Annotated in this window: 14 protein-coding genes; 6 read left to right on the forward strand and 8 right to left on the reverse strand. The window is 42.4% G+C overall.

Translation table 11 applies throughout. The features are described from left to right. Positions 1 to 172: 172 nt before the first annotated feature. The 3 genes from dsbD to C1H71_RS02020 form a co-directional block, all read right to left on the reverse strand. On the reverse strand, positions 173 to 2,032 hold the full coding sequence (gene dsbD / locus C1H71_RS02010) for a protein-disulfide reductase DsbD (RefSeq protein WP_130105080.1): 1,860 nt from the start codon (positions 2,030 to 2,032) through the stop codon (positions 173 to 175). Positions 2,033 to 2,135: 103 nt separating this feature from the next. Beyond that, positions 2,136 to 3,971, reverse strand: coding sequence for a sensor domain-containing diguanylate cyclase (locus C1H71_RS02015; protein WP_223145964.1), 1,836 nt, complete (start codon positions 3,969 to 3,971; stop codon positions 2,136 to 2,138). 730 nt (positions 3,972 to 4,701) lie between these two features. Then, positions 4,702 to 8,160 (reverse strand): DUF748 domain-containing protein, encoded by a 3,459-nt coding sequence (locus C1H71_RS02020; RefSeq protein WP_130105081.1) that lies wholly within the window; start codon positions 8,158 to 8,160, stop codon positions 4,702 to 4,704. Between the two features lie 107 nt (positions 8,161 to 8,267). Between C1H71_RS02020 and C1H71_RS02025 the strand changes: the two genes are divergently transcribed. The 4 genes from C1H71_RS02025 (at position 8,268) to C1H71_RS02040 (ending at position 11,284) form a co-directional block, all read left to right on the forward strand. Then, entirely contained in the window at positions 8,268 to 8,747 is a 480-nt protein-coding gene (locus C1H71_RS02025) for a CidA/LrgA family protein (RefSeq protein ID WP_262488373.1), read from the forward strand. Beyond that, positions 8,744 to 9,427, forward strand: a complete 684-nt coding sequence (locus tag C1H71_RS02030) for an LrgB family protein (protein ID WP_130105082.1) — start codon at positions 8,744 to 8,746, stop codon at positions 9,425 to 9,427. Before C1H71_RS02025 ends, C1H71_RS02030 begins: the two co-directional genes overlap by 4 nt. Positions 9,428 to 9,559: 132 nt before the next feature. Next, on the forward strand, positions 9,560 to 10,279 hold the full coding sequence (locus C1H71_RS02035; RefSeq protein ID WP_130105083.1) for an EAL domain-containing protein: 720 nt from the start codon (positions 9,560 to 9,562) through the stop codon (positions 10,277 to 10,279). A gap of 240 nt (positions 10,280 to 10,519) precedes the next feature. Continuing rightward, positions 10,520 to 11,284 carry an endonuclease gene (locus C1H71_RS02040; protein ID WP_130105084.1) on the forward strand — a complete coding sequence of 255 codons (765 nt, stop codon included), beginning with the start codon at positions 10,520 to 10,522 and terminating at the stop codon, positions 11,282 to 11,284. A gap of 208 nt (positions 11,285 to 11,492) precedes the next feature. Here the strand turns inward: C1H71_RS02040 and C1H71_RS20545 are convergent, their stop codons facing one another. Continuing rightward, on the reverse strand, positions 11,493 to 11,660 hold the full coding sequence (locus C1H71_RS20545) for a hypothetical protein (protein WP_188053525.1): 168 nt from the start codon (positions 11,658 to 11,660) through the stop codon (positions 11,493 to 11,495). A gap of 639 nt (positions 11,661 to 12,299) precedes the next feature. Here C1H71_RS20545 and metF point away from each other — a divergent pair. Beyond that, complete coding sequence (gene metF, locus C1H71_RS02045; protein WP_130105085.1) at positions 12,300 to 13,130, forward strand: methylenetetrahydrofolate reductase [NAD(P)H]; 831 nt, start codon at positions 12,300 to 12,302, stop codon at positions 13,128 to 13,130. Here metF and C1H71_RS21225 read toward each other — a convergent pair. The 4 genes from C1H71_RS21225 to C1H71_RS02065 all read right to left on the reverse strand — a co-directional run bounded on the left by C1H71_RS21225 (position 13,102) and on the right by C1H71_RS02065 (position 18,870). Then, positions 13,102 to 14,919 (reverse strand): GGDEF domain-containing protein, encoded by a 1,818-nt coding sequence (locus tag C1H71_RS21225; RefSeq protein ID WP_130105086.1) that lies wholly within the window; start codon positions 14,917 to 14,919, stop codon positions 13,102 to 13,104. The two genes, metF and C1H71_RS21225, sit on opposite strands and share 29 nt — an antisense overlap. 62 nt (positions 14,920 to 14,981) lie before the next feature. Further along, positions 14,982 to 16,124, reverse strand: a complete 1,143-nt coding sequence (locus C1H71_RS02055; protein ID WP_188053527.1) for an ABC transporter substrate-binding protein — start codon at positions 16,122 to 16,124, stop codon at positions 14,982 to 14,984. Positions 16,125 to 16,289: 165 nt separating this feature from the next. Further along, positions 16,290 to 16,874, reverse strand: a complete 585-nt coding sequence (locus C1H71_RS02060) for a 2OG-Fe(II) oxygenase (RefSeq protein WP_130105088.1) — start codon at positions 16,872 to 16,874, stop codon at positions 16,290 to 16,292. Beyond that, positions 16,864 to 18,870 (reverse strand): site-specific recombinase, encoded by a 2,007-nt coding sequence (locus C1H71_RS02065; protein ID WP_130105089.1) that lies wholly within the window; start codon positions 18,868 to 18,870, stop codon positions 16,864 to 16,866. The genes C1H71_RS02060 and C1H71_RS02065 overlap by 11 nt, the downstream gene beginning before the upstream one ends. Before the next feature lie 344 nt (positions 18,871 to 19,214). On the opposite strand from C1H71_RS02065, the gene C1H71_RS02070 reads away from it, so the two are divergent. Further along, positions 19,215 to 21,188, forward strand: a complete 1,974-nt coding sequence (locus C1H71_RS02070) for a DUF2298 domain-containing protein (protein WP_188053529.1) — start codon at positions 19,215 to 19,217, stop codon at positions 21,186 to 21,188. Positions 21,189 to 21,241: the final 53 nt, after the last annotated feature.

A 21,241-nucleotide genomic window follows, 5' to 3' on the forward strand; every position in this document is an offset into this window, starting at 1 on the left:
ACTAAGAAATCATATTTAGTGATGTAAAAGTACGTAATCAAACATGGATGACGATAAATAAGCCCTAAGAAAAATGCAGCTATGATAAATTAAATAAATATAAGCCATAAATTAAAAAGCCCCGCCTACTCATTGAGAGGGCGGGGCTTTTTAGTAGAATAAGTCTACACATTTACTGCGCGAGTATCTTATCCAATAATTGCTTAAATGGCTCTGCCGATTGAAAGCCAACACTGCTAGATAACTCTTTACCTTCTTTGCTAAAAAATATAATGCCAGGCGGGCCAAATAGTTTAAAACGCTTTAATAAGGCTTTATCGTCTTCTGTATTAGCAGTGACATCCACCTGCAACAGCTTCATCTGCCCCATTCTGGCTGCTACTTCAGGATCGCTAAAAGTTAGCTTTTCCATTTCTTTGCAAGAAACACACCAGTCGGCATAAAAATCCAGCATAACTGGCTGATTGGTTTGTGCCAGCTGGCTTTCTAGCTGGCTAAGCGTAGCTACCTTGGTGAACTGAAGATGCGCTGACTTAACCATTGCAGCCCCACCCTGCAATGGCTGCAGCGGATCGCGCCCACCGCTCAGCGCTCCTATTAATAAAGCCGATCCGGCCAAGAGCGCAATCACGCCCAAGCCTTTGCAAAAACGCTGCCAGCCCCTACTTTCAGCCGGCAATGGATCAATGGCCCGTAAAAACACCGCGCTAATAATAAGTAAAGCCGCCCATGCCAACATGGCAAAAAGCGCAGGTAATACCGGCGACACTAAGTAGATCGCCACCGCCAGTAAGAATACGCCAAATACCTTTTTGATATTCTCCATCCATGCACCCGCTTTAGGCAGTGCTGATGCAGCGCAGGCCACCATAATCAGTGGCACACCCATTCCCATAGCCATCACAAACAAAGCGGCCCCACCCAACAAGGCATTATGCGTTTGAGCAATATAGAGCAAGGCTCCAGCCAAGGGCGCCGCTACGCAAGGGCCAACAATCAGAGCAGATAAAGCCCCCATAATCAACACGCCCCAGAGCGACCCTGCTTGTTGCTGATTGGCACTGCCGGATATTTTGCTTTGCAAAGCCGCCGGCAATTGCAACTCGTAAAAACCAAACATAGATAAAGCCAGTAAGACAAACACCATAGCAAAGCTGCCCAACACCCAGACATTTTGCAAAGCCGCCATCAGTAAAGATCCAGATAAACCTGCCGCCACCCCAGCAATGGCATAGCTCACCGCCATGCCCAGCACATAAGTGATAGATAAGAGTAACGCCCGCTGCTTAGTAATTTTGTCGCCATGACCAACAATAATGCCAGACAAAATGGGCATCATTGGGAAAACACAGGGGGTAAAAGCCAGCAAGAGTCCAAAACCAAAGAAGCTAGCTAAAATCAGCCATAAATTGCCACTACCTAATAATTCATTAATTTTGCCACTATCGCTTTCAGCCTTGGGCTGCGTCACAGTAAGGGAAGCAGCAATAGGCGTAGAACTAGCTAACAAAACTGGTACCATCACGACAGTAGGAGATGAAGCAATTACAGCAGAAGACGCGATGGCAACGTGGCTAACGTTACTTGCCACCGGTATTTTTTTGGCTGCGGCTAAGAGCTTAACCTGCGCAATTTGAGTAATCGGTGGGTAGCAAAGGCCCGCATCGGCACAGCCTTGTGCAATAACGGTCAATTTAAATTGCTGCGCGGCAGGATTTTGCACCCCAATAGGCAAGACAAGCTGACCGCGGTAGGTTTCTACCTTGCCAAAATTAGGGTCATCGTGCGGCAAAGACGCAGGGAAATCAGCCTCGCCAAGTATTACCCCATTATCGGCGCTGATCTTAAGCTTATTTTTATAGAGGTAATAGCCTTGGGCAATATTAAAACGCACTTCAATGGTTTGAGCATCACGGGCGCTAGCGGACATTTTTAAAGCCTGCTCTGGCTCTAAAAAATCTACCTCAGATTCGGCCCATGCCATGCCCATCAAGGCAAAAAAGGTGATCAGCGTGCAGATTTTTTTTAACATCGAATCTCTCTTTAGTCCTATGCAGTAGAACAAAGAGTTTAATAGTTATTATGCAACTAACGCTAAGATTTTTTACTTATTTTAAATAACAAGACCATCTTTATCAAATACCCTTGTGCTCTACCCATACCACACAGTTCTTACCCTGATGCTTGGCCTGATATGTGCCTTCATCGGCACGCTTAACAAGGCTTTGAGCGTCGTCCCCTACCACAAATTGGCTCACGCCAATGCTAATGGTGCAATGAATAGCTAATTCGGCACTGGGCCGTTGAATTTGATCGGCAAACCGTTGGCGCAAACGTTCCGCCACATTAATAGCATCCACGCTACGTGTTTCGGGCAAGATAACAATAAACTCCTCACCACCATAGCGATAAGCACTGTCCATATCGCGTAAGCAGTCTCTAATTACCAGCGCCAATGATTGCAATACTTTATCACCCTCTAAGTGCCCATATAGATCATTTACTTTTTTAAAATTATCAACATCCATTAACAACAATGACAATGATCTACCATAGCGCCGAGCACGCTCTAATTCTTTATCAATACTTTCATAAAAATGCCGGCTATTAAATAATCCCGTCATTCCATCCGTAATACTCAAATCTCGATATCGTGCCTCGCTCGCTTTTAAAGCCTCTTCGGCTAATCTACGCTCATTCATATCTTGTAAAGTTTCAATAGCTCCCACTACCTTGCCATCCAAATCTCTTAAAGGTGCCGCAGTAAAAAAAACCCATTTACCTTCGGCACCAAAATGAGCAAAGAAATCCTCTGCCTCAAATACGCCATCAATTAAACGAGAAGAGCGAAATTTTCCGTGGTAAAACTGATCAACATCATCGGCCATCGCCCCATTCAAAATTAAATCAGCCATCACAGGCCGCTCGCTCGGATAGAAAGCGCGCCACTGCTGCTGCGTTCCAATCACATCTTTTGCAGCCAAACCAGTTAATGCTTCACATGCTCGATTCCAATGGGTGACGGTATGATTTCTATCAATCACAAACGTAGCCACCGAGCTGCCATCTACAATTTGCGCCAAAAAAGCTTTGCTTGCCTGCAAAGCTTCTTCTACTTCGTGGCGCAAACTTACATCTTGCAAGGTTTCCATTGCGCCAACAATTTTACCGCAGGCATCCCGAATGGGCGTGGCGGTAAAATATATCCAGCGGCCATGCTCACCATATTGGCTAAAAAAATCCTCTGCTTCAAAAACATCACAAATATTATTAGTAACTTGCACTTTTCCTTTATATAAAATATCAACATTCTGCTTTAAAGCATCGTCTAACATTAGATCTGCCAATACTGGCCGCTCCACGGGATAAAAGGCCTCCCATTGCCTCTTTGTCCCAATCATTTCAAAAGCTTTTTTTCCAGTTATAAGCTCACAGGCTGTATTCCAATGGGTAACGATATGATTGCAATCAATCACAAATGAAGCAACAGGGCTACCTTCAACAATTTGGCTTAAGCTTAAACGATGCTCCATCATATTCAGCTCAGCTTCAGTACGCGCAATTTGCTCCCTATTATCATTAATTGCATGCAGTAATAGCATGGGCAATAAGGATAAAAAACCATCTGCAGCGTCTTTAATTAAAAAATGCTCACACTTTAATTGAACGGCATGCTTTACCCAATTTTCACAACCCGTAGGAGCTAATATAACAACAGGTAAATGATTGATCATATGTGCAAGCTGCTGCATATATTTAAGATGGCTTTCTGTGAGGTCAATAATTAAGGCATCAAAGGCTTCAGGTGAATTATTAATAAGCTGATCTAATTGCTGAAAATCACGGCATTCTTGAATGACGCATGGTAGATCTGTACTATGAATAACTTGGATCAATGATGCACTATCTACATCTTGCCCTAGCAATAAGATAATTTTTAACTGCGAAGGTGATTCACTGTACAACAGCATAACAGCCCCAATACAAGTCAAACACTCAGTTAGAAGAAGCAAAAATCACTCGGCAAAGAAAATTGCTAAACACTAGTGTCTGTGGATGTTTCATTCACGGCTGCGTTGACTGCAGTTTTGGGGCTGAACAAGGCAAGCCGTGCAGCCCCAAAAATGTAGCCAACCCTTAGCGTGCGAGGTTTTTTTCCTCGCTCAGCAATGGGGCTAGGCCGGAAAATGGCAATTCACTGCATTATACTCCTCGGAAATAACTCGTTATTGCCTTCGCCCTCCTACCTTGTGCTTGGCGGTTTTCCGGCTCGGCGCAATGGCGAATGAAACGTCAACAGACCCTAGAAGCCTGTCAGACTTAGACGGTCGAAGCGAAAAATCGCATGATCGAGACCAGATTTTGCCGGATTTGCAGCGCCAATAACGAGTTATTGGTCAAAAATATGGTGAAATATAGGCCGATCAGGTGATTTTGCAGCTGACTGATGCTAAGTCCGACAGGCTGCTAGGCACACAGCCTTAGTAAAGATGTTTTTAGCAAGCTTTTCAAGAAAAACCCCTCTGGCACATGACAAACTACATTAATTTGTAAGCTATCCAAATGCTTATAAAATACAATAAAAATATTGAGCACTTTAAATCGTTGGGTAATTTATTTAATGCGCTGAGCACCCCAGTAATTACTAGCGATAATGATAATGAGTGCGAATATTGATTACAATAGTAGGGCACTACTCACTTACTTCAAATCAAATTGCACCCGTGATGGCTTATCTTGACTGTTGTTAATTTTGGCTTGCACCACAAACATTCTAGCCTCCTCCACCCCAGCGGCCAGTAAGGATGATTTAACCCGCAAAGCACGCCTCAAACCTAGGGCGTGTAAATCGTCATCTTTTATCTCAATATGCTCCATAATTAATTTTTCCATCTCTACCACTGAGAGTGTTTTATCAAAGCCAATTAGATTGGTCGGCTTTTTAAAGTCTTCTTTCTTATAGGCCTGTTCTAACAAATAAGGATATTCATCCTTGCTCATTGCCAACTGGCTATCATCTTCTAATGATTGAGTACTCCCTGCTAATTTTTCCAATTTAAACCCCAGCACTTTTCTTTGCAAAATTCTCTTTTTTAATGTTTGGCGATCAACTATAGGATCTAAATAGCTTTGAATATCTAATTTCAACCCAGGCCTATCCTGCAATACCTCGGCTAATTTTTTAATACTTTTTTCAGCCGTAGCATCTAATTTTTCACTGCCATCATTAAAAGTAATATGTGAAAGTGTAATACTCTCTCCACCAAAGCTGCTGGCCAATACATCAAATGGAGCCGTGACTATTTTCTCCATAAGATTAGCAATAACCTGAAGTATAATTCCACTGACACTAAACTCAGGATCGTCCAATGAGCCCTCAATCGGGAGGTTTAAATTAATTTGTCCTCGGCGATCAGTTAATAATGATAAAGCCAATTTAACAGGTAGTGTCGTTGCCGTTTCATTGGTAATTTTTTCATCACTTAATACAAATTGGTCTAAAAACAATTTATTATTTGCCAGTAATTTATTATTCTCAACCTTATAAGAAACATCCATAGATAGCTTACCTTTTTCTACTCCATAACCAGCGTATTTACTCGAGTATGTAGAGGCTGATGTTAAATCATAGTTATTGACCCCACCTTTAAGATCAAGAAACATTTTTTTTGCGAGAGTATTAAATAAACCACTGACTTTTACCGGTGCAATTTTATCAACAAACCCATGCAGATCTAATTGTGCCAAAGTATTTTCTGCACTAGATAAACCGTTAACCATCCCAGTCATACCAGTTATATTAGCGCTGAAGTTAGGCTTAATAAAATTATCACTATAACGAATATTCCCATTAGAAAATAAAATTTTCTTAATATTAATAGGCAAGACAGACTTTTCAACCTCTTCAGGCACAACAACAGCAACTGAGCTAGCCTGCTGTGTATCAGCAACCGAGACTTGTTTACCATCATGCACCAAGATATCTTGTAAATTTAAACGCCCAGTAGCAGACAAAATCAATCGAGAGTAAAATTTATCTAAAGCAAGCTCAGCAATATCTACGCGCAATGGGGATAAATTAATATCTACCCCATTAAATCCTAGTTTATTCCACTTTAAAAAAGCCGTAGAGGTTTGTTTATCTAAGGCATAAAAATTATCAACACTCAATAATCCACGGTAGCGCCCATTAAGCTTAGGCTCGGTAGCTACTTGCAAATCCCCTTTAGCACTTAAAAACCCTCGAGCCAAAAAAACATTGATGTATTTAGTAAAATAGGGCTGTAAAAAAGCAGCATCAACATTACGCATATCGATAGCTACTTTACTAGTAAAAGGCAGTGGAACCACATCGCCCGCTATATTAATTAAGCCCTTACTCCCCCATTTTCCTGTTAAGTTTAATATTCCTTTGCTGCCTTGTTGACTATCAAAATGATCAAAACCCAAAGCAATATCACGAATAAAAATCGTAGGAGCATATGCTAACCTTTTATCAGCAAGATTAAGCTTCCAATCATTAATATCTATTTTTTCAACTTGCACCCGCCATGGAGTAGCAGGCTTAGCGGCAATAGCTGACTCTGGCGTTAACGTCGCTAAATTCAATTGCCCATTAACTAAGATCTGGGCTACTAACTGCCCTTGTTTGCTTTCTAAAGTAGTTGCTTTTATGAATTTATGAGCAGAATCCAGCTCAAGTGATTTTATAACCAGCTGATTTACTTTCAATATAGGTTTTTTTGTTTGCTGCAGTGCTAAATTACTTAAACCTATTTCGGTATTTTTCAAAGTATATACAAGTGGATTTATACTGAGATAAGCTGTTGTTTCAACATCTAATAAACCATCACTTATTTCGCCTTTAAAGTATGGTGCAAGGTATTGGCTATATTGTGTTAGCTTTAATTTTGAAGCATTTATTTTACCTGTTAGGCTGAATGGCTGAGTTTGTATGCTTAAGTCAGCCAAGAGCTGTTCTCCGTAAGGGCTATTCACAGCCAGCCGCACGGGAAGTGTTTTATTTCCCTTATTTACAAAACCATGCACATCAAATTTGATTGCATCAAAGACTAGATCTTGATAAGTAACGCGGCTATTAATTAATTGAAAATGGCCAACATCAAGCAGCATTTTAGCCTGACTTTTAGGCGGGGTTGCAGACTGATTAACTAACTGTAGGGCTTTTTCCAAGGCCATATCCAAGGTATCTATTTTTATGCCTGCAAAGCGATATTTCGCAGCCAGCGGTTCAAAATCTTTTAATTTAAGCGTTAATTTATTAATTTTTACAAAAGGTTTTTTAGCTTGCTCTATATTGACATTATCAAACTGTAGCGGCCCCTCCAGTACTAATTTTGAATTGTTTTTTTCCATATTAAAAACAATATTAATTTTTCCTGATACCTGAGTAGAAAGTAGTCTTAATTCATTGGGCAACACAATGTAGTTAACGTACTTATTAACATCCAATTTATCTAATGAGAATGATAAACGCGTTTCTTTTTGGCGAGTAAAAGGTTTACTTGTTGCTGCAATATTAAAAGATGCACCATTTATTTTACCTGAAACACTAGGCTGAATATATTCATCAACACGATGTTCTAAGGTAGATATAAAGGGCAATGCCAATTGAAAATCACTGAGTATTTGCTGCGTGTGCAGCAGTTTATCATCAAAATTAATCAGCCCTTTTATAACTCTAATATTATTCAATGAAAAATCAGGCCAATTTTCATTTTTATTATTTTTCACAAATAAATCAGAAAAATTATATTGGTGATCATTAATGCGGACAATATTTAACTGAGGCTCAAGCAAAGTAATCTCATTAAAAATTGGCGCTCTTCTCCATAAAGAAGACCACTCAACATCTAACGTTAAAGATTTAAATTTTGCAAATGTAATTTTCCCATCATTAATTTTTCCATCATGCAAAATAGCTTGTAGTGTAAAGGGATTAAGCTCTATTTTTTTAATACTAACATTTCTATGCAATTCATTAGAAAGCATGCTTTCTAAGCGTGGCAAGATCCAGTTAGGCAGCCAAACGCTTCCCACCACCCCGAAGATGCTTAGCAATAAAACAAAAAACAGTACGCAGCGTTTCAAGCCAGTATTGATAAGACTTCTCATTAAATAATACTCACGTTTAACCATATCAAGCTCTATTCTAGACCCCGTCTTTAAAGCTGCCTATGCGATAAAAGCGGCCAAGCAAGTCATACGTGTCCCTTATCACTCATATCGCAACGTGAGCCATAGCGATGGCAATAAGTCATTCAGGCAATCAATCTATTACGCGTAAAATAAGCGCCAATATGACAGGAGTGTATGTGGTGGCGAGCAAGCTGTTTTCCTTTACCCGTGTTTTAACCCAAATTGGCTTACTCATTGCAATTTGGCTAGCATCTGATTGGCTAGTGCTTAAAGTAGGCTTACCTATACCAGGAGGTGTACTGGGTTTAGGGATTGTTTTTGTACTGTTGCTGCTGGGTGTGCCACTCAATTGGGTGAAATACGGTGCAGAATGGTTATTGGCAGAAATGCTGTTGTTTTTTGTGCCCGCCGTGGTGGCCCTCGTCAAATATAAAGCCTTGTTTATCGCCGAAGGTTGGCAGTTATTGGTGGTGATTTTTCTTGGTACAACCTTGGTGATGTGCGTGACGGCGATTGTGGTTGATCGCTGCTTTAAATGGGAGCACCACTTACGCTTGGCCCGTGCCAAAAAGCGATCCACGCTATGAGTTTTATTGCTATCAGCTGCTTGCTGCTTACTATTGGCGCATATGCGCTGGCCAAATTTTTATATGCGCGTTATACCCGCTGGTGGCTAGCCCCCTTAGTACTCACACCTACGCTATTGGTTGTCTTTATGTTGTTCACCCATATTCCTTATGGGGTTTATTATAAAGACACCCGTTGGTTATTATGGCTGCTTGGCCCCGCAACCGTTGCTTTTGCAGTACCTCTCTATGAATATCGCGGCTTGATGGTTAAACATTGGCTATCTTTATCTGCTGGTGTGATTGCTGGTTGTTTTACAGCACTTCTTAGCTGCGTACTCTTGGCTAAGTTATTTCATCTATCCCCAGAGCTTACTCGCAGCCTATTACCTAGATCTATTTCCACCCCCTTTGCTTTAGCAGTATCAGGTACTTGGGGAGGCTCTCCTGAATTGACTGCTTTATTTGTAGTGATTACGGGCTTAATGGGCATGCTATTTGGTGAATTTATGCTGCTGATTTTACCACTACGCTCACGCCTAGCCCGAGGCGCTTTATTTGGCGCGGCAGCCCATGCCGTAGGTACTGCAAAGGCAAGAGAAATTGGTAATGAAGAAGGGGTAGTTGCCTGTATTACTATGATGGTTTCAGGCGTAGTCATGGTACTAATTGCCCCTTTACTCACCCCACTATTTGCTTAATAGAGTGGATGGGTGTGCGGCATACTAGCCCACGCCCAAAGTAAACTGACTAAAAAAGAAAGTATTTTATTACCCATAGTCAGACTAAGTCATTATAAAATATGATAACTATTCCTATTAAAAATCAGAGCAATGTCTAAATTATCCCCAATCGTATTGCTTGATGTGATTCAACAGCAACGGTTTGGCGTTGAATATCAACCATTAATTCATACGCACAATTTAGAAACAATCGCCCATGAGGCCCTTGCCCGCTTTTATCGGGCCGATGAACAATTGCTTCACACCGATCATTTATTTAATGAACTGCACCATAGCCCACTTACCTTATTTCAAGTGGAATATGCAATGAAGCAATTGCAATTAGCACATGCACCAGCCGGGGAGTTGTTTTTAAATCTAGACCCAGATGCCTACGCGGTGGCAGATATTACTGGGGAAGAAAACCCTTTACTCAGCATGCTTCAGCAGCGCAGTAATGTTGTATTAGAGATCATAGAGAATAGTGATATTTCTGACGCGCGCCAAAGTGCCAATATGGCTCAAGCATTCCATAAAAAAAATATTCAACTGGCATTGGACGACATAGGCTCCCCCCATTCGATGCTATCCCTGCCAATTTTAATCACTGTAGATTGCTTAAAATTTGATCGAAGTTGGTTTAATCAACTTTATTTACCTAACCATCGCATCGCTTTAGAAAGCCTCATCCGTTATGCTAAGGACACAGGCAAACGTACCGTATTAGAAGGTGTAGAAACAGCAGAACAGCTAGAAATTGCCCGCCAGCTGAATGTAGATATGGTGCAAGGTTTTTTATTTAAACAGCGTTTTATTCAAATCAGAGCTTAGCTGCAAGGCATTAATACAACTCCCCAATAAAAAAATTTAATCAAATGGCAATGGCCCTTGGCCACTTGCAATCTATCGCTTAGCCTTAAATCAACACAGGAATATGCGCAAGTAATGCCGTCCAATAAAAAGCATGCCCCATATACAATTTCAATTATTATTTTATTCTGTAGTCTTTTTTTAAGTGCTTGTGACGCTAACAGTATTAACCAAGCCGAAAAAATAGCGCATAGCCAAGAAATGAAAACACTCGCCAAACTTGGCGAAATCGCGCTTAAGCAAATCTTTAAAAATGAAGAAACACCCCCGCCCAATCCAAACAACAATTCATCAGACCCCGTTGAGCTGGTTACCGGCCGTACAGCCGTTGGCCAGCGGGATTTCAATCGTGCTAAGCAAGTTTTGCCAGATGTATTTCGCGGTATGGAAAGCGATTTCTATTGCGGCTGCACCTATAAGGGCAAAAAAATGGACTTAGCCAGCTGTGGCTACACCCCCAGAAAAAACGAATCTCGAGCCCAACGTTTGGAATGGGAGCATGTGGTTCCGGCGTGGGTGCTAGGCCATCAACGTCAATGTTGGCAAAATGGCGGACGCAAAAACTGTAGCGATAATGATCCGCAATTTAAAAGCGCGGAAGGTAACCTCGTAAATTTAGTACCATCGGTAGGCGAGGTGAATGGGGATCGCAGTAACTTTGCCTATAGCGCATGGACGCATAATCCTGAGCCTATGTATGGCCAATGTAAAACCATTGTTGATTTTAAAAGTAAAAAAGCCCAGCCTAGGGAGGAAGTACGTGGCCGCATTGCGCGAATTCACTTCTATATGTATCAGCGCTATCAACTCAGCCTCTCCAAGCAAGATCAGCAGCTAATGTGCGCGTGGGCTAAAACCTATCCGGTGGACGATTGGGAAGTAAAACGCAATCAACGTATTATTAAACTGCAAGGCGATGGCAATCACTTTGTGAGTGAGAGCAAACTCGCCCAATATTGCGTTTAATACTGCACTGAAGCGATCTCTATAAGAGAAAATCACTTCATCGCTTGCTACTCTTACAGCAATGTTTTCAATGCTGCCGTAGCAGATTTAGAGAATTTATATCCACCGTGCTTATCAGCGCAATGGCTGTTGTTGTGCAATGTGAACGATCTTCCCACCCACATAATTGCACTGTGATACCACTGGCGCTGGCAAATTGAGTGCTACTTTAAACTGTTGAAAAAAGCAGGGCATAACCTAAGTCTTGGTAGCAAGAATCTGCCCCTGCGATCGCTAGGCGGCTGATGGTGGCCAGCATGGCGTGCATGACCGTTTGGGAAATGGCCGCAGACCAGAGTGAAGAGGCGGCATTGAAAAAATCTACCCCAAAATTCATAGGGCGAGTTGTGTAGATACTTATGCTACATAGGCCGTATGCGTCCCAAGCACCTGTAATTTTTCATCTACGTAAGTAACTTCCAGGCCACTATTATAGGCAATTCCTTCCTGCCAATTATCCAAAGCAAATAAGTGCCTAGGCATAAATTACCCCATGCTTTTCAAGCATGTGTTTTTCGTAGGGTGGAAACTCCGTAGGCGTTACGCACCAAGGACTGGCGAGCAAGAAATACACTTGCACACCCTACTAAAATCACATCTTTTTTACTTTAAAAATGCGTGATAACTTATGTCGAACTACTTAGGGAGAAACTCAGCATCAGCGAGGGAATAAGCATGATAATGCGAGTAGCGCTAGTCTTTTTAGTCATAACTCCATCTTTATTAAGTCTATTGAAAGTACCTACTACCTTCTATGAATTCCTCATAAGCACCGCGGCAACATACAACAAAAAAATAAAAATGTAAGTCATTGAATATAAAATATTTTTATTAAAAATAATTGTAATATAATTTAATGAACTCGCCTATTTACTACAAAAATCATTATTTTATTTCATATTTGCAATGAATAGCCTGCATGCAATCTCTAATGCGACAATGTTAAGATGAATCGATTAGTGCCTTGGATAAAAAAATGACGCCTTCCCCTATCAGCTTTGAGTTTTTCCCACCTAGAACCGCCGAAGGCGCAGAAAAACTACGCAATACGCGTAGGCAGCTCGCCCAATTTAAACCGGAGTTTTTCTCCGTGACCTTTGGAGCAGGTGGCACTACACAAGAAGGCACGCTCAATGCTGTGCTTGATATTCAATCTGAAGGGCACGCTGCCGCGCCACACCTTTCCTGTGTGGGCTCCTCCAAAGAAAACATCCGCAGCATTGTGCAAAACTATAAGGACCACGGCATCCGCCATATTGTGGCCTTACGCGGTGATATTCCTTCGGGGATGGGGGATTTTGGCGAGTTTCGTTACGCCAATGAATTGGTCAGCTTTTTACGCCAAGAGTTTGGGGATTGGTTTCATATTGAAGTGGCAGCCTACCCAGAGTTTCACCCCCAGGCCCAAAGCGCAGAAGCGGATATTCGTAACTTTGTAAATAAAGTACGGGCAGGGGCTGATTCGGCCATTACTCAATACTTCTTTAATGCAGATGCGTATTTCCGCTTTGTGGATGAAATAAACGCACGTGGCATTAGTATCCCTATTGTGCCTGGCATTATGCCTATCCAAAATTTTAGCCAATTAGCTCGTTTTTCTGAAATGTGCGGTGCGGAAATTCCACGTTGGCTAAGGCTGCGTTTACAAGCATTTGGTGACGATACCGCCTCGATTCGTGCTTTTGGTTTGGATTTTGTCACCGAATTATCAGACCGTGTATTAGCAGGAGGCGCACCCGGCCTGCATTTTTATACCCTAAATGCTGCCGGTGCCGTTTCTACAGTATGCCAGCGCTTGGGCCGTTAGGCATTTTGGCTATACACACCTGATTACGCCCACCATTCTTTGCACGATACAGCGCTTGATCTGCCATACGTAAGAAGTCAGCGGGGCTGACTTCTTCCTCCCCAGAAAAAATAGCCCCCCCCTGGCTTACCGTCAGAGGCTGACCATCAGCCTGTAATAAACCCAATTTGATAATCGCCAGCCTTACACGTTCAGCTAATGATTTTCCAATACGTATATCCGTATGCGGTAATAAGAGTGCAAATTCTTCACCCCCAATCCGAGCGGCACAATCCCCAGCTCGCTCAGCAAATTGAGCTAATATTGCAGCAATTTTCTTTAGCGCAATATCCCCTTCACCATGGCCATATGAATCATTATATTGTTTAAAAAAATCTACATCTAAAATGATAAGTAATAAAGATTGATCACTGCGCGTTGCTCGACGCATTTCTTGTAATAAGCTCTCATCAAAAGCACGACGATTAGCAATATCAGTAAGCCCATCATGATTGGCCTGCAATGCCAATTTTGCATTGGCAGCAAGCAAAGCTTCTTTAGCCTCTTGTAAGGCTAATTGTTGGCGATGATGCGCCAACACATTGGAGCATAAGCCTACAACCATCGGCAAAATACGCATCTCTAATTTTGAGTATTGTCGATGCGGGCTTTTTAAACCAACAAATAAAACGCCAAGCCGCTCTGCATTAAAATTAAAAGGTAAAGCCACTAATTTTGCCAAATTTAAGTCTCGGCACAGTACCGCCTCGCCGCAGCCAGCATCCAATTCATCTACAGTATCAATAAAAAAAACAGACTGGTGATTTAAATTGTACTCACTCAGTTTATATAAAGCACGCCTTCCCAATACAAAATCAGCACGAAGCTTACGCCCTTCCTTATGCCATAAATAAACTTCTTCTGGCAAAATTTCATCTGAAAAACATACTGCAACTAAAGCATCGAACCCTAGCAAAACCCCAGTTTGAGCCAAGGTTTCTTCTAATCCAAACTGTGCCTGATCTAATGGTAAATCTAAATAACGCTGAGCATCTTTAGATAGCATATGTAAAAAACCAGATAAGTAAAGTGTTTCGCCGGTACGTTGTGCCACTTCAATTTCTAACTGATCACGGCTTTCTGCCAAAGCACGGATTAATTGCTCACGCTCTTGTTCATTTTTTAATACATTACCTTGTAAGGAAGAAAAGCCTTCTAATAGGCAATCAAGCTCATCTTGTACCACGGTGGCAAAAGCAGGGGGGGCAGGTACTTTTTCGATGCGATTCGCTTGCAATAAATGAGTATGAATAGTCAAAGCATCCAAACGCCGTACCACAACGCGGCGCAGTAACCATTGCAATACCAATAAAATACCGAGCACTAGAATAATTTGTGCAATAAAAAAAGGCAGTACTCGAGATAACAGTTGAGACCATACCGCCGAGGCATCACCAATTAGGCTTAATGTGCCAACCGTGTTGCTGCTATTTTTATGGACTAAGGCAACAGAATAGCTGAACTTATTTTCAACCCAATTGCTTAAGCCGCGCTCGTATCGAGCACCACTTGGCGTGATTAACACTACGCCAACAATACCGGGTAAAGCTGCCAGCGCATCAAGCTCTTCATTAATAGTGGTTGGATCAATATCCCACAAAGCAGCCGTTAAGCGCGGGCCATGATCTTGAACAGTATTACTGAGATGTGTGCGTAATCCAGATGAAATATCAAAATAAACAATACCTGCATATGCAACAATCAAAATCAGCATAAATAATCCGCCAATCCGCAGTAATACTTTATTCAAGCGCTTCGCTATCGGTTGAAAATTTCGCTTTAATCTAGATAACTTCGTCGAAGAATTGCCACTCACTTCATACTACTCCTTACAATAAGCAACTTACCATACTGCGCGCAAGCCCTTGATTTATTTGTTTTTCCAGCTATTCCAATTGAGACGCAAGTATCCAAAGTAACCGAAGGCTGCCCGCTATAATTATTTATTTTAGGATTAATGGCTTTGCTGTATCGTGAAAAATCGTAATGGCTTAAACCTTGGCGGCTAAAACGCGATAAAAATAAATCCGCATTATTTGCATTCACCAAGCTAAACATAGGCAACTGTATCTGAGTACCTTGTGCGGAAAAATCATAGCCATGGGCATAATCATACAAAAGCACCATACTCCATGCCCCTAATAGGAAGTGCCCTGCTGCTAAAGCTGTCAAACGGCCATTTTTTATCATAGATATTGCATCATCAGAATGATTAATTGCCGAAACAAAAATGCCATGATCAGTCCCGTATCGACGCTCTAAGCTAGATAGCACGCCAAATGCCATCAGGTCGTTAGAACACCATACCGCCGCTAAATCAGGATAACGATCCAATAAGACGGCCATTTGCTCAGTAGCCAAACCACGGCTCCAATTCCCGTAAATGACTTGTTTAAGCTCCACATTGGGAAATTCTTGTAATGCATCTTGCAAACCCAATAAACGCTCTTGAGAAGCAGGCGTAGATTTATCCCCTGACATCGCCAACAATTGATATCGGCCATCTATACCAATTTTTTTACTCTGCACCAAACGCTTTAATAGCGTCTTTCCGGTTAAATAGCCAGCTTGGCGATTATCTGTCGTTAAACTACCAATCCAGTATTTTAATTTCTCCCTAGGCAATCCTGATTGCATGAGTTGCTCAGGGGTTAAATCATTAAATGCTAGTAGAGTAGGAATATGCGCACGCTCAGCAATCGCTAATAATGGTGGAGCCATTTGCCGCTCATTCACCACAATTAAATAATCCGGCTTTGCCCCTTGATCAATAGCCTGCTGTAGCAACAAAGGCATACGCAAATGATCTCGCTCCGCATAAATAATGCGTAACTCCATTCCTAAGTCTTGCGCAGCAGCAGCCATGGATTGGCTTACGCTTACCCAAAATGCTTCGCTAGTTTTACCTGGATTAATAAATAGAACCGAAATAGCCCAGCTAGGAGAGCTACTCAACAGCAATATCAAAACACAGCAACAACGAAATATACTCACATATCACCCATAAAATGAATAGGCCGAGCATTATGATGCAGCATGGATACTACTTCCCCCAATGGCAGCCCGATGCGGCTCTTTCATCATTGTAATGCATGCCAATGACACGCCCTATGAACTGAATCATATAGGCCTGCGACGAAACCACCCTGTAAGCGACAAACGCTCTCGCTTAGAAACTAATACTTCATGTTCAAATTGATTAGATAAAAAAACCACCAAACTACCACCTAATGGAGCAATATCCATAAATTGCTCTTTTTCTAAATATAAACGTAATTCCCCCCCATCATTTTCCTGCCATTCTGGGTTTAAATATAAAACAATAGTCACAACTCGGGTATCTTCTCCACGATGTTGATCTAAATGGCGCTTATAAAAACGACCAACCGGATACGTGGCAAAATGGCACTCCAACTCATCCAAACCCAAGTATAAATGCGCATTAAGCGCATGTTTTACCTCAGCTAACTGTGCTAATGCCGTAGCCGCCAGAGGGTCTGTTGGTTCAATCCAACAAATTTCATCCCCTCTAATTTTCTCCCGCACCGCACGCCCTTCTTTGCGGCCTACCCCTGCCTGATGAAATAAATTCTTCCGCTCTTGCATCACCTTAGCAAGAACATTTACCTCATGTTGATCTAAAAACTGTGGCAATACGGCAAAGCCCTTCTCGACTAAGCCATCAATCATTAACTCAATGCTCATTGCTACTTGTTTCACTCGATGTATTGTCTCTTGTTGGAATAAAGAAATCTGCTGGGCGCTTTAAGAAACGCCGCATTAATTGGCCCAATAGCGGCCGAGTCTGCCTAAAGGATAATTTACGCGAACGTAATGCCACCCAAAGCGCCAAGGAAAAACTAATCACTAGATTGGTCATACCAATAATAACCACGCCTAGCAATGAAATCACCGCAATTTGCCAGCTCATCTGAAAGTTCTGAGCAACCAGTGCAAAAGAAAAATTAGCTGATGAAAAAGTAATATGGCGAATATCTATAGGCAAACCCAGCAACGTACCCACGGTGCCAATCGAACCCAGCATAATACCAAAATAAAAATTACCCGCTAAAGCGCCTAAATTATTCTCAATATAATTAGCCATACTGCTGGCTCGGCTTTCACCAAACCAGCGTTTTAGCCAAGGAAGCGCGGCAATTCGTCCAGGAATTTCATTATAAATCGCTTTATTGTCATAATAACCTGAAATCAGCCCCGACATAAACAAACACACCCCAGCAATTGCGGCGTGGAAAATAGCGAGACTAGCAATCGGGCTTAAATCTTGCAATAAATGCGCAGCTTTTTCCGCTCCTACGAAAGGCTCCCCGAATTGCCACTGCCAAGCCACCCCCAACAGCAATGCCACCGGCATGGCGAGTAATACATTACCTGCAATCGCTACAAACTGAGTTCTAAATACGCTGACAATTAACTCAACCAGCTCGTTTAAACTGTCTTTTTGCTTAGAGGAGTAATGAATTGATGCGGCAATTTTAGCTGCCGTCATTGCGGGCTGTTTGGTGGCAACAGTAAAGTGCAGCATATGAATCAGCATAAAACCAAAGGCATAATTAAAACTGAATGCAATTGCTTCTAGTACTAAAGGCAGGTGCGCCTTCGTAATTAAAATTTTAAACATCGCCATAAAACCAACGACAAAACCCGCTCCTGCTGCGGATTTAAACATGCCAGCCCAATCACGGCGTGTTTCAGCAATATAGTGCTCGCCAGTATGGCTTGCATGTTCCGTGACTTGCAACGCCAGTAATTCAGTGTTTTCAGCAAATAAATCTCTTAAGCTATATTTGCGATTCTCTGCCAATACAAAAGCATGCAGGGTATTGAGTAAAGTCTTTGCTTTTTCTGTTGATGGCTCAGGATTTGCCAAAGTTAATAGCGTTTTTAGCCTATCAATATGCTGACGCAATCGAATCAATAAGTAGGTAAGACTAACAGATACCCCCTTCTTAGCTGCATTTTTACGTACCCTAGCAATAACTTCTTCACACTGAGCCAATAATACCCGAATCTGCAAGTCATCTTCGCTAGGCTTGCCATCATGGATTAAATCTTGGCGATAGCGCTCTATCCACGCCAATGTTTCTACATTCTGGCGCACAAATGGAGATTCAAAGCGTTCGATATCAGGATGATTTTTAACAATTTCAGGCTCAAGCCCAATTGCAGAAACTCTGCAAGATAAAACTTGAATCGCCTCTAACATTTGCAGCAAAGTGCGATTGATGCTGTCTCTATCCGTTTCATCATTAAAATGTAAGGCTTGGCCTAAATCAAACCAAACTTGATGGGGCACATTGCCAAACCAAATATGATCCTCTGGGTGATTAAATGCCGCAGCAAATAAATCTTTTAATGAAGATAAATTAATGGTTGGGGGCAAAATCCGATGACCGATTCGTCGAACCAATGCATCATAAAGGCTTTCATTAGAAAGAATACCCGTGTCGGTATAAAGATGAACCTGCTTACTGGTCGATAATATATGTAATAAGTGGCGTCGTAACCCACCGCGCAGTTCAATATTTTGCTCTAGTAAATAGCAAAGCGCTTGAATATTATTGATCGCTTGTGTGGTGTCATTCACTTTAGTGGGACGCAATGCGGCAATCAAATTGATGATTAGTTCAACAGCTTGATCTACTGCTGTTGCCTGCATTGTTTTCAGTATTTTTTCCATTCAGGACTCTTTGTATATCATTCATATGAGAGCGTATTAATTAAAACGTCACATCCCTGCATATTAAAAATAAGCTTATAGGCAGCAAAAAGTGGAGATTTAAAACCACATATACTTAATACAGCACGCTCCACCTCTAATAAACCAATACGAATTGGACGGGAATCATGCATCGTTGGCAAGCCACCTTTTCCCTTTTCCAACTTATTACAATTTTGCAGGCCTTATGCTACTGCGTTTACAAACAAAATTAGCACCTAGAATAGCCCATTTTATTTTTCCCTTATGTACAATCAAGCCAATAAAATCAGATCATCACCCTGATGACGATGTGGGAGTGCGATATGTATTTGATTTACTTAGTATTAACGGTCTTTATCTTGCTGATCAATTTAGCAGCATTGGGTCGTGTGTTTACTTATTACTTTGCCGATGCTCAGATTGCACGAGCCAGCGGCACGTTAACATTACTCACTAGCTTATTCTTTATTGAACATTTCGTGGGGCTTGGATCACTCAACTGGGTTTGGCCACTGAGTACTTTATGCAGTATTGCAATTCTATTCAAACACTGGAAAACAGGGGGCTGGCGCGCTGAGCTACCCTTTTGGCTGCCCTTTCTCTACGTCTTTGCTTGGCGCTTTGTGTTCCCCGATATTGACGGGCAATCTGAACATCTTACCGACTTAGCCTTTATCTCCAATTACATCAGTGGCAGCCGCCTTCCCCCCAGCGATGTTTGGCTGCCTGCCTACAAGTTTGATATCTATTATGGCTTCTTGCATTACGCCACAGCCTTAGCGGGCCGAATACTCGCCCTACCTGCTGGCCTCGCCATGAACCTAGGTTTTTGCTTAACGATTGCTTTTAGCATGAGCTTAGCTTGGAGTGTTGTGTACCATTTTTGTTCAATAACTTGGAAAAAATTCCTAGTTATTGCAGCCTTATTAATGGGTGGTACAGGCGTTTCTCCACTCGTACCGATACTTTACTCACAAACTGACGCTAGCCCAATTGCCAATACGCAGGCTGCCGTAAATCAACTCTGGGCCAACACGCGCTTTACTGGGCTTTACGATCAGCAAATCAATACCCCTGCCGGAGCCGCCCTATTTCCTAAGGTGGCAGAGAGTGCTCCACGCGAGCTTCCACTTGAAACACTGGCTTACTATGTCTATTTGGGCGATTTGCATCCGCCGCTAGCAGGGTTTGCGCTGCTATTTTTTGCGCTAGCGCTGATGATTAAGTTAGAAAGAACGCAGCAAGCAAAGCCACTTTCTATAGCACTTGGGGCAAGCCTGCCGCTGCTATTGGCCGTTAATGCTTGGAATCTACCCTTGCAAGGTTTGCTGCTTCTGGCATGGTGTGGCTATCGTCGCCACTCAGGGCAAAGCTGCTATTTTAAACATCTGATCTTTGGCGCAAGTCTAGCCTTACTACTGCTTTACCCCTTCATTAATAGCTATGCACCCAACGCGCTTTCAGCGGGATTTGCCTTTGTTGTGAGCGAAGATCACACCCCGTTACGCCAAGGCTTAGCTATTTGGTGGCCAGTATTATGGTTAGCGGCCCTCGCCCTCAGCCAAGGGAAAGAAAATAAACTCGCATTATGGTGCGCGGCTGGCGTACTGCTTTTACTTGTAGGTATGGAGTTCATCTATATCAATGATCCCCTTTCTGGCAGCTATAACCGGTTTAATTCCACATTAAAATGGTGGTCTTGGCTTTATCCTGCGGCCCTCTTATTACTGGGCTCAATCAACCTAAGCAGCCAAGCGTACTGGCGGCGTTGCCTTGCCGCCGTGCCCCTGCTTGCCGTCTGTACTTATGCTCTACCCCAAGCACAATATTGGCTTTATCAGCCCAAAACAAGCCTTGGTCAATTAGCCGGAGATGGCTGGCTAAAAAATGATGTTGCCCATTGGGCGATTCTTAAACATCTGCGCAGCGCCGAAAAAGGCTTGGTCTTAGAGGGCTTAGATGCTGGCTCTTATACAGCAGCTAGCGCCTTTGCCCTGCATAGCGGCCAAGCTGCCGCCTTAGGTTGGCCAGATCATGAAAGCTTGTGGCGTAATCAAGCGCCCTTTATTCAAGCCCAAGCGGATAAAATTAGGGCATTTTATCACGGTAATTTACCCGATGCTGGGCCTTGGCTAGTCAGCCAAAATATTCGCTACATTGTATGGAGCCGCTTCGATCAAGCTCGCTCCCCTGCGGCTTTTGCCCTGCTGCGTCAGCAACTAACAGCACAGTATGCATGGCGTATACTGCTGGCAGAAAATGGCATGGAATTTGGTGTGTGGGAACAACGCAACTAGTTTTCTAACATCGATTCAACTTGAAATCATGTGCTTGAGATAAGAATGCGCAT

This window comes from Iodobacter fluviatilis, from assembly GCF_004194535.1.
GTDB lineage: Bacteria > Pseudomonadota > Gammaproteobacteria > Burkholderiales > Chitinibacteraceae > Iodobacter > Iodobacter fluviatilis_A.

What these genes read in the sequence shown, in the direction of transcription:
- dsbD (WP_130105080.1), bottom strand. Translation starts at nt 2,032, where the DNA reads ATGTTAAAAAAAATCTGCACGCTGATCACCTTTTTTGCCTTGATGGGC.
- C1H71_RS02015 (WP_223145964.1), bottom strand. Translation starts at nt 3,971, where the DNA reads ATGCTGTTGTACAGTGAATCACCTTCGCAGTTAAAAATTATCTTATTG.
- C1H71_RS02020 (WP_130105081.1), bottom strand. Translation starts at nt 8,160, where the DNA reads ATGGTTAAACGTGAGTATTATTTAATGAGAAGTCTTATCAATACTGGC.
- C1H71_RS02025 (WP_262488373.1), top strand. Translation starts at nt 8,268, where the DNA reads ATGGCAATAAGTCATTCAGGCAATCAATCTATTACGCGTAAAATAAGC.
- C1H71_RS02030 (WP_130105082.1), top strand. Translation starts at nt 8,744, where the DNA reads ATGAGTTTTATTGCTATCAGCTGCTTGCTGCTTACTATTGGCGCATAT.
- C1H71_RS02035 (WP_130105083.1), top strand. Translation starts at nt 9,560, where the DNA reads ATGTCTAAATTATCCCCAATCGTATTGCTTGATGTGATTCAACAGCAA.
- C1H71_RS02040 (WP_130105084.1), top strand. Translation starts at nt 10,520, where the DNA reads ATGAAAACACTCGCCAAACTTGGCGAAATCGCGCTTAAGCAAATCTTT.
- C1H71_RS20545 (WP_188053525.1), bottom strand. Translation starts at nt 11,660, where the DNA reads ATGAATTTTGGGGTAGATTTTTTCAATGCCGCCTCTTCACTCTGGTCT.
- metF (WP_130105085.1), top strand. Translation starts at nt 12,300, where the DNA reads ATGACGCCTTCCCCTATCAGCTTTGAGTTTTTCCCACCTAGAACCGCC.
- C1H71_RS02060 (WP_130105088.1), bottom strand. Translation starts at nt 16,874, where the DNA reads ATGAGCATTGAGTTAATGATTGATGGCTTAGTCGAGAAGGGCTTTGCC.
- C1H71_RS02065 (WP_130105089.1), bottom strand. Translation starts at nt 18,870, where the DNA reads ATGGAAAAAATACTGAAAACAATGCAGGCAACAGCAGTAGATCAAGCT.
- C1H71_RS02070 (WP_188053529.1), top strand. Translation starts at nt 19,215, where the DNA reads ATGTATTTGATTTACTTAGTATTAACGGTCTTTATCTTGCTGATCAAT.